Raw genomic sequence first — 14,872 nt, forward strand, 5'->3', positions numbered from 1 at the left:
GCAACCGCGCCGGCAACTCGGGAGATGTTAGCCAACCGGTCCGTCGGTTGCGAAATCGGGTCCGTGACGAGCGCCCACCGCCTTCTCGTTGTACGACGTCAGCCGGACCCGCCCGCGGTCGCCGTGCTCGGACAGCACGCAGTAGCCGCAGTTCTCCGGCCCCTGCAGCGACGCCGCGAGCTCCCACGGCCAGTCGAGCAGTCCCATCACGCCGACCTTGAGGCAGGCGCCGTGCATCACCACGATGCCGGTCTCGCCCCAGGCCAGCGCGGCCAGGCACTCGCGCAGGGCGGGCACCACCCGGGCGTGCACCTGGGCGCTGGACTCCTCCCCCGGCACGAGGTGCGAGGAGTCGTTGGCCAGCCACGCGGCGTACTCGCGCGGGAACCTGGCCGCGAACTCCGCCCGGGTCAGCCCCGAGCGCAGGCCCACGTCGTACTCCCGCAGCCTCGGGTCGGTCTCGATCGAGAGCCCGGTGGCAGCGGCCACGTGGTCGGCGGTCTGCACGGCACGGGTCAGGTCGCTGGACCACAGTCGCGACGGCTCGAGCTCGGCCAGGACCGGTGCCACGACCGCCGCCTGGGCCTGCCCGACCGCGTTCAGCGGGACGTCGGCGTGGCCCTGCGCCCGCTCCTCGGCGTTCCAGTCGGTCTCGCCGTGCCGGACCAGGACGAGGGTCCGCGGGTCAGGCACCCGTCGAGCCGGCCTTCACGTCGGCCGGCAGGGAGATCAGGGGGCAGTCACGCCACAGCCGCTCGAGGGCGTAGAACTGCCGCTCCTCCTCGTGCTGGACGTGCACCACGACGTCGCCGTAATCGATCAGCACCCAGCGCCCGTCGCGCTCACCCTCCCGGCGGATCGGCTTCGCTCCGATCTCGCGCAGCTTGTCCTCGATCTCGTCGACGATCGCCTTGACCTGCCGGTCGTTGGTCGCCGAGGCCAGCAGGAAGGCGTCGGTGATCGCCAGCTCGTCGCTGACGTCGAAGGCCAGGATGTGCTGGGCCAGCTTGTCGGACGCCGCGCGGGCCGCGGCGTGCACGAGGGAGACGGCATGCTCGGTGGCGGTCATCGATCGCTTCCTGTGAGGTGGTCCCGACTGCGCTCGGCCGCCGGGGCGGCAGGGTCGGGAGCCGGATAGAGATGGTGCTTGGCGATGTACTGGACGACGCCGTCCGGCACGAGGTACCAGACCGGCTCGCCCCGCGTCGTCCGACGGCGGCAGTCGGTGGAGCTGATCGCCAGGGCTGGCACCTCCACCATGGTCACCCGGTCGGCCGGGATCTGGCCGAGGGTGGCGGCGTCCATGGTGTAGCCCGGGCGGGTACAGCCCACGAACTGCGCCAGCGCGAACAGCTCCTCGGCGTCGCGCCAGGTGAAGATCTCGGCGAGCGCGTCGGCACCGGTGATGAAGTAGAGCTCCGCGTCGGGATAGGCCGTGCGCAGGTCGCGCAGGGTGTCGATCGTGTACGTCGGCCCGCCGCGGTCCACGTCGACCCGGGAGACCGAGAAGCGCGGGTTGGACGCGGTCGCGATCACGGTCATCAGGTAGCGGTCCTCGGCCGCGGTGACCTGGCGCTCGGACTTCTGCCAGGGCTCGCCCGTGGGCACGAACACGACCTCGTCGAGGCCGAACCACGACTGGACCTCCGAGGCGGCCACGAGGTGCCCGTGGTGGATCGGGTCGAACGTGCCACCCATCACCCCGACGCGGCGGGGGCCGGGCGCCGTGGTGGGCACGTCGGGTGCCGTGCTCAGCTGTGCTCGCGCCCGGCGCCGAAGACCAGCATGCCCAGCAGCAGGAGCAGCAGGAGCCCGAGGGCGGTGCCACCGGCGACCCAGTGGTTGATGATGAGCGGGCTGGTCATGGCACAACCTTATCGGACGGCTCCGGCTCAGCGGATCTGGCCGCTGCCGGTCACGACGTACTTGGTGGAGGTCATCTCCGGCAGCCCCATCGGGCCGCGTGCGTGCAGCTTCTGGGTGCTGATCCCGATCTCCGCGCCGAACCCGAACTCGCCGCCGTCGGTGAACCTGGTGGAGGCGTTGACCAGCACGGCCGCGGCGTCGACCTCCGCGACGAATCGGCGGGCGGCGACGAGGTCGGCGGTCACGATCGCCTCCGTGTGGCCGCTGGACCAGCGCTGCACGTGGTCGATCGCGGCGTCGAGGTCCGGCACCACCGCCGCGGAGATGTCGAGGCTGAGGTACTCCCGCCTGAAGTCGTCGTCGTCGGCCGCCACCACCCCGTCGTACGACGTGAACGCGGCGTCGCCGTGGATTGTCACGCCGGCGTCCCGGAGGGCCGCGACGACCCGCGGCAGGAAGGCATCGGCCACGTCGGCGTGCACCAGCAGCGACTCGGCCGCGTTGCAGACGCTGGTGCGGTCGGTCTTGGAGTTGAGCACGATCGCCAGCGCCATCTCGAGGTCGGCGGCCGCGTCGACGTAGACGTGGCAGTTGCCGATGCCCGTCTCGATGACGGGCACGGTCGAGCCCTCGACCACCGAGCGGATCAGGCCGGCTCCGCCCCGCGGGATCAGCACGTCGACCAGGCCGCGGGCCCGCATCAGCGCGGTCACGGTGTCGCGACTGTCGGCCGGCACCAGCAGGACGGCGTCCGGCAGCAGCCCGGCCGTGGCGACGGCGTCGCGCAGCACCTCCACGATCGCCGCGTTGCTGTCCGCAGCGCTGCCGCTGCCACGCAGCAGCACCGCGTTGCCGGACTTGAGGCAGATCCCCGCGGCGTCCGCGGTGACGTTGGGGCGACCCTCGTAGATCATCGCGACGACACCGAAGGGCACCCGCACCTGCCGCAGCTCCAGGCCGTTGGCCAGGGTGCTGCCGCGCACCACCTCGCCGACCGGGTCCGGGAGCCCGGCGACCTGGCGCAGTCCGTCGGCCATGTCCTCGACCCGGGTCGGGGTCAGGCGGAGCCGGTCGACGACGTTGGCGGGAGTCCCGGCCTCCTCGGCACGGTGTACGTCGTGGGCGTTGGCCTCGAGCACGTCGTCGGCACGCTTGACGAGCGCGTCGGCCATGCCGTGCAGGGCCGCGTCCTTGGCGGACCGGTGGGCCAGCGCCAGGTCGCGGCTCGCCGCGCGGGCCCGCCGCCCGAGCGCGGCGACCTGCTCCGCCGCCGACTCCGTCATGGGGCGAGGGTAGTCGGCCGGGACCGGGCCGGAGCCGGTGGTCAGCCCAGGTGGATGCCGCACTCGTTCTTGCCGGTGCCCGACCAGCGACCGGCCCGGGCGTCCTGCCCTGGCGCGACGCGGGCGGTGCAGGGGGCGCAGCCGATCGAGGCGTAGCCGTCGGAGCGCAGCAGGTTGACCAGCACCTCGCGCTCCTCGACGTACGACGCCACGTCGTCGTCGCTCCAGTCCACGATCGGGTTGATCTTCACCATCTGGCGACGCTCGTCCCACTCGACCGGGCCGGCCTTCTCGCGGGTCTCGGTCTCGCTGCGCCGCAGCCCGGTGACCCAGCCGTCGTACAGGCCCAGGATGGTGTTCAGCGGCGTCACCTTGCGCAGCGAGCAGCACAGGTCGGGGTTGCGCTCGTGCAGCCGCTCACCGTGCTGGGCGTCCTGCTCCTCGACGGTCTGTCCGGGCAGGACGTTGATCAGGCGTACGTCGTACGTCGAGGCCACGGCGTCGCGCAGCAGCAGCGTCTCGGCGAAGTGGTAGCCGGTGTCGAGGAAGACCACGTCGAAGCCGGGCCGCACCTGGGCGGCCAGGTCGACGACCAGAGCGTCCTGCATGCTCGACGCGACGACGACCCGCTGGCCGAGGGCCTCGTCGGCCCAGGCCAGGATCTCCGTGGCCGTCGCACCGTCGAGCTCCTCGGCACCACGGCGGGCCGTCTGCTCGAGACGGCTTACGTGGTCGAGCCCCATGTCAGGACTTCTTGCGCCACAACGACCGTGCCTCGATCTTCGACAGGTCCACGCGGTCGGCGTACTTGCCGGCGATCTCGGTGACCTCCTCCATGAGCGTGTCCTCCAGGAGGATCGGCTCCAGGCCCAGCTCGATCAGCTGGCGGTTCTCCACGAACAGGTCGTTGGAGTCGGCCTCGTTGCGCGGGTTCTCGATGTGGTCGATCTCCGCGCCGGTGAGCCGGGAGACGATCTGCGCCAGGTCGATCAGCCGGTGCGTCTCGGTCATCTGGTTGAACACCTGGACGCGCTCGCCGGCGGCCGGCGGGTTCTCGATGGCCAGCTCGATGCAGCGGACGGTGTCCTGGATGTGGATGAACGCGCGCGTCTGGCCACCGCTGCCGTGGACGGTCAGGGGGTACTTCACCGCGGCCTGCATCAGGAAGCGGTTGAGCACGGTGCCGTAGTCGCCGTCGTAGTCGAACCGGTTGATCAGCCGCTCGTCCAGCCGGGTCTCCGTCGTCTGGGTGCCCCACACGATGCCCTGGTGCAGGTCGGTGACCCGCACGCCGTCGTTCTTGTTGTAGTAGGCGAAGAAGAGCTGGTCCTGGGTCTTGGTGAGGTGGTAGATCGACCCGGGGTTGGGCGGGTAGAGGATCTCCGACTCGACCACCGTGCCGTCGTCGGTCGGGACCTGGATCCGGAGGTAGCCCTCGGGGATCTTCACGCCGGCCGTGCCGTAGCCGTAGACCCCCATCGTGCCGAGGTGGACCACGTGGGCGTCGCACTCGGCCTCGACCAGCGCCGCCAGCAGGTTGTTGGTGGCGTTGAGGTTGTTGCTCACGGTGTAGCGCTTGTGCCACGACGACTTCATGGAGTACGGCGCGGCGCGCTGCTCGGCGAAGTGCACCACCGCGTCCGGCTGCCACTCCTTGATCAGGGTCAGCAGGCGGTGGTAGTTCTCCGCGACGTCGAACCGCTCGAAGCCGATCTCCCGACCGGTCAGCACGTTCCATGCAGCCAGCCGGCTGCCCATCGGCGAGATGGGCGTCAGCGACGAGACCTCGAGCTCGACATCGGCGTTCCGGCGGGCGAAGTTGTCGACGATCTTGACGTCGTGGCCCTTCGCGGACAGATGCAGCGAGGTGGGCCAACCGCAGAAGCCGTCACCACCGAGCACGAGTACCTTCATGTCAGACCTCTCCTTGGTTACGCCGGGCAGGATAGCCGGATCACCCCCGAATCCCCGCCTCGGCGGGCCTCCCGCGCCGGTCACGGATCAGCGTCCCGGGGCCCCTTCGCAACAGCGCAGGTCCAGCCGGACCCCGCCAACGCCCCACGGCTCGTCGAGGCCTTCGACCTCGTCACCGCCTGACCGGGTGTCGCGTCGGAGGTCCCCGGGCGAAACCTGAGGTTCTCGCGCGAAATTTCCCCCGAGAACCTCAGGGTTGCCCGGTGAACCGGTGAAACCGCCCGGCGCTCAACCCTTGCGCTGGGTGACTTCCTCGGTGACCGCGGGGAGCACCGTGTGCAGGTCGCCGACGACGCCGAAGTCGACGAGCTCGAAGATCGGCGCCTCCTCGTCCTTGTTGACCGCGACGATGGTCTTCGAGGTCTGCATGCCGGCCCGGTGCTGGATGGCGCCGGAGATGCCCGCGGCGATGTACAACTGGGGCGAGACGGTCTTGCCGGTCTGCCCGATCTGGTAGCTGTGCGGCTTCCAGCCGGAGTCGACCGCAGCCCGGGAGGCGCCCACGGCGGCGCCGAGCGCGTCGGCCAGGCCCTCGACCGGCTCGAACTTGCCGCCGGTGCCACGGCCGCCGGAGACCACGATCGCGGCCTCGGTGAGCTCCGGACGGCCGGTTGCCTTGCGCGGCTGGGAGGCCACGATCTGGGCGCCCTTCGCCGCGTCGGACACGGTGACCGCGAACTCCTCGAGCGCGCCCGCGCCCTCGGCCTCGACGGGCGCGGCGGAGTTCGGCTTGACGGTGATGATCGGGGTGCCCTTGGTGACCTTCGCCTTCACCGTGTAGCTGCCGGCGAACACACTCTGCGTCGTGACCGGCCCCTCCTCGACGTCGACGGCGTCGGTGATCAGGCCGGAGTCGGTCTTGATCGCGAGCCGGGCCGCGATCTCCTTGCCCTCGGCGGAGGAGGCGATCAGCACCGCACCCGGGGAGGTCTTCTCCACCAGCTGCTGGAGCGCCTCGGCCTTGGGCGCGACCAGGAAGCCCTTGAGCGGGGCGTCGTCGATCGCGTAGACCTTGGCGGCGCCGTACTTCTTGACGGCCTCGACGACCTCGGCGTTATGGGCGGTCGGGCCGATGAAGACCGCGGACGGCTCGCCCAGGCGGGCAGCGAGGGTGAGCATCTCGAAGGTCGGCTTCTTCACCGACAGGCCCTCGGGGGACTCGGCGTGGTCGACGACGACCAGGATCTCGGTCATGACGGTGTCTCCCGGCTCTCGTTAGATGAACTTCTTGGCGGCGAGGAAGTCGGCCAGCGCCTTGGCGCCCGCGCCGTCCTCGTCCTTGACGATCTCGCCGGCCTCGCGCGGTGGGCGGGCGGTGGTGTCCTCGACCGTGGACCACGCCACGGACAGGCCCACGTCGCCGGCGTCGATGCCGAGGTCGGTCAGGGAGAGGGTCTCCAGCGGCTTCTTCTTGGCCGCCATGATCCCCTTGAACGACGGGTAGCGCGCCTCACCGGACTGGTCGGTCACCGACAGCACGAGCGGCATCGTCCCACCGACCACCTCGGTCGCGGTGTCGCCGTCGCGCTGCATCCGGACCTGGTCGCCCTGGGTCTCGACCTTGGAGGCCAGGGTCAGCTGGGGCAGGCTCAGCCGCTCGGCCAGCATCGCGGGCACCACGCTCATGGCGCCGTCGGTCGAGGCCATCCCGCACATGACCAGGTCGTAGGCGGCGCCGTCCCGGCCCCGCTCGACGGCCTTGGCCAGCACCAGGGAGGTCGCGATCGCGTCCGACCCGGCGATGGCCTCGTCGCTGACGTGGACACCCTGGTCGACGCCCATCTGCAGGGCCTTGCGGACCGCGTCCACCGCCTGCTCCGGACCGACGCAGAGAGCCGTCACCACGACGTCGTCGGGGCTCTCGGCCTTCTCCTTGATCTGGAGGGCCTGCTCGACGGCGTACTCGTCGAGCTCGGACAGCAGCCCGTCGACGCCCACGCGGTCGACGGTCTTGTCGTCCTCGAAATGCCGGTCGCCGGTGGCGTCGGGTACGTACTTCACGCAGACAACGATGTTCATGGCCGCGACGGCCCTCCTGTGTCCTCGGGTGTCCTGCGAGGCTACAAGGGGTTCCGACGCCGGAGGAACTTCCGGGGTGGTGGCATCTCTCACAGTGACACTGTCACGGTCGCGGGACCCCCGGCCAACGACGCCGGGTACGACGCCGGGCATGACAACGGCCCCGGCGACCAGGTCGCCGGGGCCGAAGGTGTGTCAGTTCCTCAGATCAGGCGGTGACGCTCTTCGCGCCCTTGGAGCCCTTGAGGTTGCTGCTGCCGCCGTACACGGTCTTGACCGTGTACTTGCCGTGCTTGGTGACCTTGAAGGACGCCTTGGCGACACCCTTCTTGTTCAGCTTGGCGGTGACGGTCTTGAGGGTCTTGGTGCCCTTCTTCAGGCTGACCTTGACCTTGCCGGTGGCCTTGATGCCGAACTTCGACTTCACCTTGCTCACCGAGCTGATCTGGTGCTTGGCGGCCGAGAAGGAGGCCGCGACCTTGGTGGTGGTCTTGTCCTTGACGACCTTGACCGTGGCGGCCTGGGCGGAGCCGTTCATCGGCGTGGTGGCGCCGCTCGGGTCGAGGTTGGCGCACGCAGGACCCGCGGGAGGCGGCGTGGTGTTGGGGTTGTCGGACAGGATGAACGGGTCACCGTGCTTGGTGCCGTCGGCGTTGTAGCCCTGCAGGACCACGTCGAACTTGGCGAAGTTCACGGTGTAGGTGCCGACCTTGGTCGAGCGGAGCAGCGCGTTGCCCGTGCCGTGCGTCGTGGTCGTACCGTCACCGTTGTTGTTCAGGTCGGTCTTGGGCAGGGTCAGGCTCAGACCGCTGTGGGCGTTGGAGGGCGTCGAGGCGACGCTCCCGCCCACCTTGCTCCAGCCCAGGGCCGTCCCGGCGAGCGTGGTGGTGCCCGCGTCCAGCGTGAAGTCCGACTTGTCGGGGACCTTGACGGTCTGCCCGGCTGCCATCGTGGCCGGCGGGGTGTTCACCGCGAAGGTCACCGTGGGCGCCGCCACCGTGCAGTTGTACGTCGTGGACCCGGTGAACTCGCCGGCGGCCAGGGCGGGGCCAGCAACGGTTGCGGCCAGGGCCAGGGCCGCACCAGCGGCACCGGTCAGCTTGAGATTCTTCTTCGTGAGGCGAACTGCCATGGTGTTGAAACCCTCCGGGTTCTCGTCGTCACGCCACCCTCCCGGCGACGCGGACCAGCAGCCCATCACACCCGCGGGGCAATTGCTAGGGTCGACAGGCCTTGCGCCCGGGGATTCTGTGCGGAATCTCAGGGAACCCGTTCACGGACGGACGATGCGCTCCACGATCCGGCCGCCGACCAGCCACACCACGGCGGCCAGGCCCCAGTTGATCAGCGCGTTCTTGGTCTGCGCCGCATGCGTGTGCCCCTTGAAGTGGGCGACGCCGTCCTTGCCGCGGGAGAAGACCCCGAAGTCCAGCTTGTCGGCGGTGTCGACGAAGAACTTGACGAGCCCGTTGCTCGGGTTGGCCTTCAACGCGATGCACAGCGCGGCGATCGCGAGGACCAGCGCCGCCAGGACGCAGACGATCCAGATCGCCTGCGCCACCAGGGTGCGGACCTTGGTCACTGTCGCGCCCACCGGCACCGTCCTCCTGGGCTTGGTCGTGGACTTCTCGTCGGTCGCCTCGTCCCCGCCGGTCTCGGCGGAGGTGTCGTCGGTCCTGCGTGCCATGCGCGACCACTCCTTGTCGACGGGGGCGGGAGCCCACCCGGGGAAGGATCCCATACGAGGTCCGCTCCGCGCACCGGCTTCGGCGGGTCGGGACACCGTCCTCAGCGGCCGGTGAAGGCGGCCTTCCCCGGGCCCTGCTCGACGAACGATGTCATCCCGATCCGGCGGTCGTCGGTGGCGAAGAGGGCCGCGAACTGCTGACGCTCGATCGCCAGCCCGGTCGGGAGGTCGACCTCGAGACCCGTGTCGATGGTCTCCTTGGCCGCCCGGAGGGCATAGGTCGCGGCCCCGGTGAACTGCCGCGCCCAGGCCACCGCCTCGTCGTACACCGAGGTCGCGGGTACGACGCGGTCGACGAGGCCGATCGCCAAGGCCTCCTCGGCCTTCACGAAGCGGCCGGTGAAGATGATGTCCTTGGCCCGGCTCGGGCCGACCAGGCGGGTCAGCCGCTGCGTGCCGCCGGCGCCGGGGATGATCCCGAGCAGGATCTCGGGCTGTCCGAGGACGGCGTCGTCGGCCGCGAACCGCACGTCGGCGCACAGGGCCAGCTCGCAGCCGCCGCCGAGCGCGTAACCGGTGACCGCGGCGACCACCGGCTTCGGGATGGCGGCGACGCTGCTGAACGCCGACTGGAGCTTCCCGGAGCGCTCGACCATGTCGACGTACGACATCTCGGCCATCTCCTTGACGTCGGCACCGGCCGCGAAGACCCGCTCCCCGCCGTAGACGACGACGGCCTTGACGTCGTCGCGGGCCGCCGCTTCGGTGGCGGCCGCCCGGATCTCCTCCTGCATCTGGGCGTTCAGGGCGTTCATCTTGGGCCGGTCGAGCCGCAGGGTGGCCACGCCCCCGTCGACCTCGAGTCGTACGAACTCCGCCATGGTGCCTTCTTTCGCCGTCGGGGTGGTCTCGACTCCGCTCGACCACCGAATGCTCCGCTCGACCACCGAATGGGCCGCGCGACCACCGAATGGGCCGCTCGACCACCGAGGGGGCTGCTCGACCACCGAGTGGCCGCGCGACCTCCGAGTCTGGATCCTCCCGGCATTGTGCCGACCGTCCGCCACAATGTCGCGGGTGACCCCCGGAACCTGGAGCCGACGCGGCGAGACCGCCGCCGTGTGGCCGGGCCGCACCTGGCCGCTCGGGGCCGACCACGGCGAGGAGGCCACCAACTTCGCGGTGCGCGCGCCGGAGGCGAGCCGGGTCTGGGTCTGCCTGTTCGACGACGACGGGCCCGGCGGCGCCGGCCGGGAGACCCGGCACGAGCTGACCGAGGTGTCGCTCGGGATCTGGCACGGCGCCGTCCCCGGGGTCCAGGTCGGCACCCGTTACGGCTACCGCGCCGACGGCCCGTGGCAGCCGGAGCTCGGCCTGCGCTTCAACCCCGACAAGCTGCTGCTCGACCCCTACGCCCGCGCCATCAGCGGTGACCTCGCCGACGACCCCGCCATCTTCGGCCACGACCTGGCGTCGCCGCACGAGCGCGACCACCGCGACAGCGCGCCGTACGTGCCCAAGTCCGTCGTCGTCGACGAGCCCGACTTCGACTGGGGTGACGACCGCAGGCCCTACACGCGCTGGCGTGACACGGTCATCTACGAGCTGCACGTGAAGGGGATGACGGCCCTGCACGACCGGGTCCCGGAGCACCTGCGCGGGACGTACGCCGGGTTGGCGACGCCGGCGGTGATCGACTACCTGCGCGACCTGGGCGTGACCGCCGTCGAGCTGTTGCCGGTGCAGCAGTTCGTCAGCGAGCCGAAGGTGATGGCGCGCGGGATGGCGAACTACTGGGGCTACAACACGATCGGCTTCTTCGCTCCCCACCACGCGTACGCGTCAGCGGGCGACCGGGGCGGGCAGGTGCGGGAGTTCAAGGAGATGGTGCGGGCCTACCACGCGGCCGGCCTCGAGGTGTTCCTCGACGTGGTCTACAACCACACCGCCGAGTCCGACGCGCTCGGGCCGACGCTGTCGTTCCGCGGCCTCGACGACAAGGGCTTCTACCGCCGCGTCGACCACACCCCGCCTGGCGACCCCTACGACGACACCTACTGGGACATCACCGGCTGCGGCAACACGGTCGACACCTCCAACCCCGCCGCGTTGCGGCTGATCCTGGACTCGCTGCGCTACTGGACAAGCCAGATGCGGGTCGACGGCTTCCGGTTCGACCTGATGTCGGCGCTGACCCGGGTCGGGTACGACGTCGACATGCGGTCCCACCTGCTGACCGCCATCGGGCAGGACCCCACGCTGCGGCACGTGAAGCTGATCGCCGAGCCGTGGGACGCCTCCGCGGACGGCTACCGGGTCGGGGAGTTCCCGCCGCCCTGGGTGGAGTGGAACGACCAGTTCCGCGACACGGTGCGCGACTTCTGGCGGGGGCGGGCGCCGGGGGTGCGGACGGTGGCGACCCGGCTCGCCGGCTCCTCGGACCTGTACGCCGACGACGGGCGCTCGCCGTACGCCTCGGTGAACTTCGTGACCGCGCACGACGGCTTCACCGTGCGCGACCTCGTGTCCTACGAGAACAAGCACAACGAGGCCAACGGCGAGGGCAACCGGGACGGCACCGACGACAACCGCTCCCAGAGCTTCGGGGTCGAGGGCGAGACCGACGACCCGGAGATCCTGGCGCTGCGTCGCAAGGTGGCGGCGGGCCTGATGGTCACCCTGTGCCTGTCGAACGGCGTACCGATGATCACCGCGGGTGACGAGCGCGGGCGGACGCAAGGCGGCAACAACAACCCCTACGTGCAGGACAACGAGACGTCGTGGATCGACTGGCGCCCCGACGACGCCTGGCTCGACGTCTACGAGACCACCAAGGCGGCGCTGCGGCTGCGCCGCGACCACCCGGCGCTGCGGCAGCGGCACTGGTTCGAGGGGCGACCGACGATCGAGGGCGGCCCCAAGGACCTGGTCTGGCTGCACCCCAGCGGCCGCGAGATGTCGGGCGACGACTGGGCGGACGACGCGCTGGCGGTGGTGGGCATGCTGGTCACCGGCTCGCCCCTGCGCTCCCCCGGGCCGCGCGGCGAGCAGCAGTGGGACAGCTCCTTCCTGATCTGGCTCAACGCCGAGGCCGATCAGGTGGCGGTCACGCTGCCGGGACAGGACTGGTCGGGGACCGGTGAGGTCGTGGTGTCGACGTGTCCGGGGTGCCCGGTCGGCACGTCGGTGATGCCGGGCGGGTCGCTGGCCCTCGGTGGCCGCACGGTCGTCGTACTCCGGGAGGCCTGAGAAGTCCGGTGCGACCGCCTCTTTGCGCCGGCTCAGCGTGTAGTTGCTGCCTCTTTGCGCCGGCTCAGCGTGTAGTTGCTGCCTCTTTGCGCCGACTGAGCGTGCAGTTGCTGCCTCTTCGCGCCGAGTGAGCGTTACGGGAGGGCGACCAGGCCCATCTCGGCGACGCCGGCGAGGGCGCTGTTGTGGGGCACGATCCGCACCGTGTAGCCGAAGGAGCCGCCGCGGGCAAGCCGCACCTCGCCGTCGAAGCGGTAGCGGCCGCCGTCGTAGGAGTCGGCCAGGGTGAGGTCGATGACGTGGGTGTCGACGAGCTCGTCGTCACCGTCGATCACCCCGTGCACGACCTCGACCGAGACGTCGTCGGGAGTCAGCGCGCCGAGGGCGACGAACGCCCGGACGGTCAGTGCGGACCCGACCTCGGGACTGTCGCCCACGCCGTGGCTCTCGACGTGCTCGACCCGGACGTCGGCCCAGGCCTCGCGGACACCCTTCTTCCAGGCGGCCAGCTCGGTGGCGCCCTTGTAGTCGGAGTTCAGGGCCCGGCCGGTGACCGCCGCGGGGGTGTAGAGCTTGCGGACGTAGTCGCGCACCATCCGCGTGGCCAGCACCTTGGGCCCGAGCGACTTCAGGGTGTGCCGGACCATCTCGATCCAGCGCGCGGGCACGCCGTCGTGGTCGACGTCGTAGAAGCGCTGGGCGATGTCGTTCTCGATCAGGTCGTAGAGCGCGGTCGCCTCGAGGTCGTCGCGGCGGTCGGCGTCCTCGACACCGTCGGCGGACGGGATCGCCCAGCCGTTGTTGCCGTCGTACCACTCGTCCCACCAGCCGTCGAGGATCGACAGGTTGAGCCCGCCGTTCAGCGCCGACTTCATGCCGGAGGTGCCGCACGCCTCGTAGGGCCGCAGCGGGTTGTTCAGCCAGACGTCGCAGCCGGGGTAGAGCGGCTGGGCCATGGCGATGTCGTAGTTGGGCAGGAAGACGATGCGGTGCCGCACCTCGGGGTCGTCGGCGAAGCGGACCATCTCCTGGATCAGCTTCTTGCCCCCGTCGTCGGCCGGGTGCGACTTGCCGGCGATGATCAGCTGGATCGGCCGCTCGGGGTGCAGGAGGAGCCGCTTGAGCCGCTCGGGGTCGCGCAGCATCAGCGTCAGCCGCTTGTACGACGGCACGCGGCGCGCGAAGCCGATCGTCAGCACGTCGGGGTCGAGGGCGGTCTCCACCCAGGTGCACTCAGCGGCCGGTGTGCCACGCGCGGCGCAGGACTTGCGCAACCGCTTCCGCGCGTCCAGCACGAGCCGCTCGCGGAGCTGGCGCTTGACCGCCCAGATGTCCGCACCCGGGATCTGGTCGACGGCGCTCCAGAACGAGTCGGCGTCGTCGGACCCGCCGTCCGCGCCGTACCGGCCGGCCAGCGCGAAGACCTCGCGGCCCACCCAGCTCGGCGCGTGCACGCCGTTGGTGATCGACGTGATCGGTACCTCGGCCTCGTCGAAGGCGGGCCACAGCCCGTGGAACATCTCGCGGCTGACGTGACCGTGCAGCTGGGAGACGCCGTTGGCGCGCTGGGAGAGGCGGAAGCCCATCACCGCCATGTTGAACACGCTGGGGTCGCCGCCCTGGTAGTCCTCGGCGCCCAGGGCCAGGATCCGCTCCAGGGGTACGCCGGACACGGCGCCCGACGTACCGAAGTACTGCTCGATCAGGTCGCGCGAGAAGCGGTCGATGCCGGCCGGGACCGGGGTGTGGGTCGTGAACACCGTCGAGGCCCGGGAGACCTCGAGCGCGGTGTCGAAGTCCAGCTGCGGGCCGGTCTCCTCGACGGTGAGCTCCCGGATCCGCTCCAGGCCCAGGAAGCCGGCATGTCCCTCGTTGGTGTGGAACACCTCGGGCTCGGACGCGCCGGTGATCCGGGCGTGCACGCGCAGGGCCCGGACCCCGCCGACGCCGAGCAGCAGCTCTTGCCGCAGCCGGTGCTCGGAGGTCCCGCCGTAGAGCCGGTCGGTGAGGTCGCGGTAGTGGTCGGGGTTGCCCTCGACGTCGGAGTCGAGCAGCAGCAGCGGCACGCGGCCGACCTGGGCGACCCAGATCTTGGCCAGCAGCTCGGGACCGTCGGGCAGGGCGATCGAGATCACGGCCCGCTCGCCGTTGGCCTCGCGGAGCAGGCTGATCGGCAGCTCGTCGGGATCCAGGACGGGGTACTGCTCCAGCTGCCAGCCCTCGCGCGAGAGCGACTGCTTGAAGTAACCCGCGTGGTAGAGCAGACCCACGCCCACCAGCGGCACACCGAGGTCGCTGGCGGCCTTCAGGTGGTCGCCGGCCAGGATGCCGAGACCGCCGGAGTACTGCGGCAGGACCGCGCTGATGCCGAACTCAGGTGAGAAGTAGGCGATCCGGTGCGGCGCCTCGGCACCGGCCTTCCGGGTGTACCAACCCTCGCCACCGAGGTAGGCGTCGAGGTCGGCCTTGGCCTCGTAGAGGCGGTCCAGGAAGGCCTGGTCACCGGCCAGCTCCTCGAGACGCTCCGCGCCCACGGCGCCGAGCAGGCGCACCGGGTCGTGTCCGGTGCTCTCCCAGATCTCGTCGTCGACCAGGGCGAAGACGTCCTGGGTCGGCGGGTGCCAGGACCAGCGCAGGTTGCCGGCGAGGTCGCCGAGCGCCAGCAGGGCCGGAGGCAGGACAGGGCGGACCGTGAACCGTCGAATCGCACGCACGACAGGGACGGTATAGGAGAATCACTGGATCGTTCCAATTTTCCACGCTCCGGCGGGGTGCGTCCCGGTACGCCGTGCAT

At 70.6% G+C, this 14,872-nt stretch carries 13 protein-coding genes; 1 reads left to right on the forward strand and 12 read right to left on the reverse strand.

Translation table 11 applies throughout. The annotated features are described in order from the left end of the window. Positions 1 to 27: 27 nt before the first annotated feature. From E3N83_RS08005 to E3N83_RS08055, 11 genes are all read right to left on the reverse strand, one after another. Positions 28 to 693, reverse strand: a complete 666-nt coding sequence (locus E3N83_RS08005) for a histidine phosphatase family protein (protein WP_151082782.1) — start codon at positions 691 to 693, stop codon at positions 28 to 30. Continuing rightward, positions 686 to 1,069, reverse strand: a complete 384-nt coding sequence (rsfS, locus tag E3N83_RS08010; RefSeq protein ID WP_151082783.1) for a ribosome silencing factor — start codon at positions 1,067 to 1,069, stop codon at positions 686 to 688. Before rsfS ends, E3N83_RS08005 begins: the two co-directional genes overlap by 8 nt. Then, positions 1,066 to 1,737 carry a nicotinate-nucleotide adenylyltransferase gene (gene nadD / locus E3N83_RS08015; protein ID WP_420371839.1) on the reverse strand — a complete coding sequence of 224 codons (672 nt, stop codon included), beginning with the start codon at positions 1,735 to 1,737 and terminating at the stop codon, positions 1,066 to 1,068. The genes rsfS and nadD overlap by 4 nt, the downstream gene beginning before the upstream one ends. A 155-nt stretch (positions 1,738 to 1,892) precedes the next feature. Continuing rightward, positions 1,893 to 3,149 carry a glutamate-5-semialdehyde dehydrogenase gene (locus E3N83_RS08020; RefSeq protein ID WP_151082784.1) on the reverse strand — a complete coding sequence of 419 codons (1,257 nt, stop codon included), beginning with the start codon at positions 3,147 to 3,149 and terminating at the stop codon, positions 1,893 to 1,895. Between the two features lie 41 nt (positions 3,150 to 3,190). After that, positions 3,191 to 3,892: a phosphoadenylyl-sulfate reductase gene (locus E3N83_RS08025; RefSeq protein WP_151082785.1), complete on the reverse strand. Its 702-nt coding sequence runs from the start codon at positions 3,890 to 3,892 to the stop codon at positions 3,191 to 3,193. 1 nt (position 3,893) lies between these two features. Further along, positions 3,894 to 5,063 carry an NAD-dependent epimerase/dehydratase family protein gene (locus tag E3N83_RS08030; protein WP_151082786.1) on the reverse strand — a complete coding sequence of 390 codons (1,170 nt, stop codon included), beginning with the start codon at positions 5,061 to 5,063 and terminating at the stop codon, positions 3,894 to 3,896. A 288-nt stretch (positions 5,064 to 5,351) separates the two neighbouring features. Beyond that, positions 5,352 to 6,317: an electron transfer flavoprotein subunit alpha/FixB family protein gene (locus tag E3N83_RS08035; RefSeq protein ID WP_151082787.1), complete on the reverse strand. Its 966-nt coding sequence runs from the start codon at positions 6,315 to 6,317 to the stop codon at positions 5,352 to 5,354. A 21-nt stretch (positions 6,318 to 6,338) separates the two neighbouring features. Further along, positions 6,339 to 7,142 (reverse strand): electron transfer flavoprotein subunit beta/FixA family protein, encoded by an 804-nt coding sequence (locus tag E3N83_RS08040; protein WP_151082788.1) that lies wholly within the window; start codon positions 7,140 to 7,142, stop codon positions 6,339 to 6,341. A 208-nt stretch (positions 7,143 to 7,350) separates the two neighbouring features. Continuing rightward, positions 7,351 to 8,274: a hypothetical protein gene (locus E3N83_RS08045; RefSeq protein WP_151082789.1), complete on the reverse strand. Its 924-nt coding sequence runs from the start codon at positions 8,272 to 8,274 to the stop codon at positions 7,351 to 7,353. A gap of 141 nt (positions 8,275 to 8,415) precedes the next feature. Continuing rightward, positions 8,416 to 8,829: a hypothetical protein gene (locus E3N83_RS08050; protein ID WP_238343124.1), complete on the reverse strand. Its 414-nt coding sequence runs from the start codon at positions 8,827 to 8,829 to the stop codon at positions 8,416 to 8,418. Positions 8,830 to 8,930: 101 nt separating this feature from the next. Beyond that, on the reverse strand, positions 8,931 to 9,710 hold the full coding sequence (locus tag E3N83_RS08055) for an enoyl-CoA hydratase/isomerase family protein (RefSeq protein ID WP_151082790.1): 780 nt from the start codon (positions 9,708 to 9,710) through the stop codon (positions 8,931 to 8,933). A 196-nt stretch (positions 9,711 to 9,906) separates the two neighbouring features. Here E3N83_RS08055 and glgX point away from each other — a divergent pair, with 196 nt between their 5' ends. Then, the gene (glgX, locus tag E3N83_RS08060; RefSeq protein ID WP_151082791.1) at positions 9,907 to 12,078 is read left to right on the forward strand and encodes a glycogen debranching protein GlgX; all 2,172 of its coding nucleotides are present in this window, start codon (positions 9,907 to 9,909) and stop codon (positions 12,076 to 12,078) included. Positions 12,079 to 12,212: 134 nt separating this feature from the next. Here glgX and glgP read toward each other — a convergent pair whose 3' ends face one another. Next, positions 12,213 to 14,792, reverse strand: coding sequence for an alpha-glucan family phosphorylase (gene glgP / locus E3N83_RS08065; protein ID WP_151082792.1), 2,580 nt, complete (start codon positions 14,790 to 14,792; stop codon positions 12,213 to 12,215). Between the last annotated feature and the right edge of the window lie 80 nt (positions 14,793 to 14,872).

Origin of the sequence: Nocardioides cynanchi, from assembly GCF_008761635.1 — a bacterium.
GTDB lineage: Bacteria > Actinomycetota > Actinomycetes > Propionibacteriales > Nocardioidaceae > Nocardioides > Nocardioides cynanchi.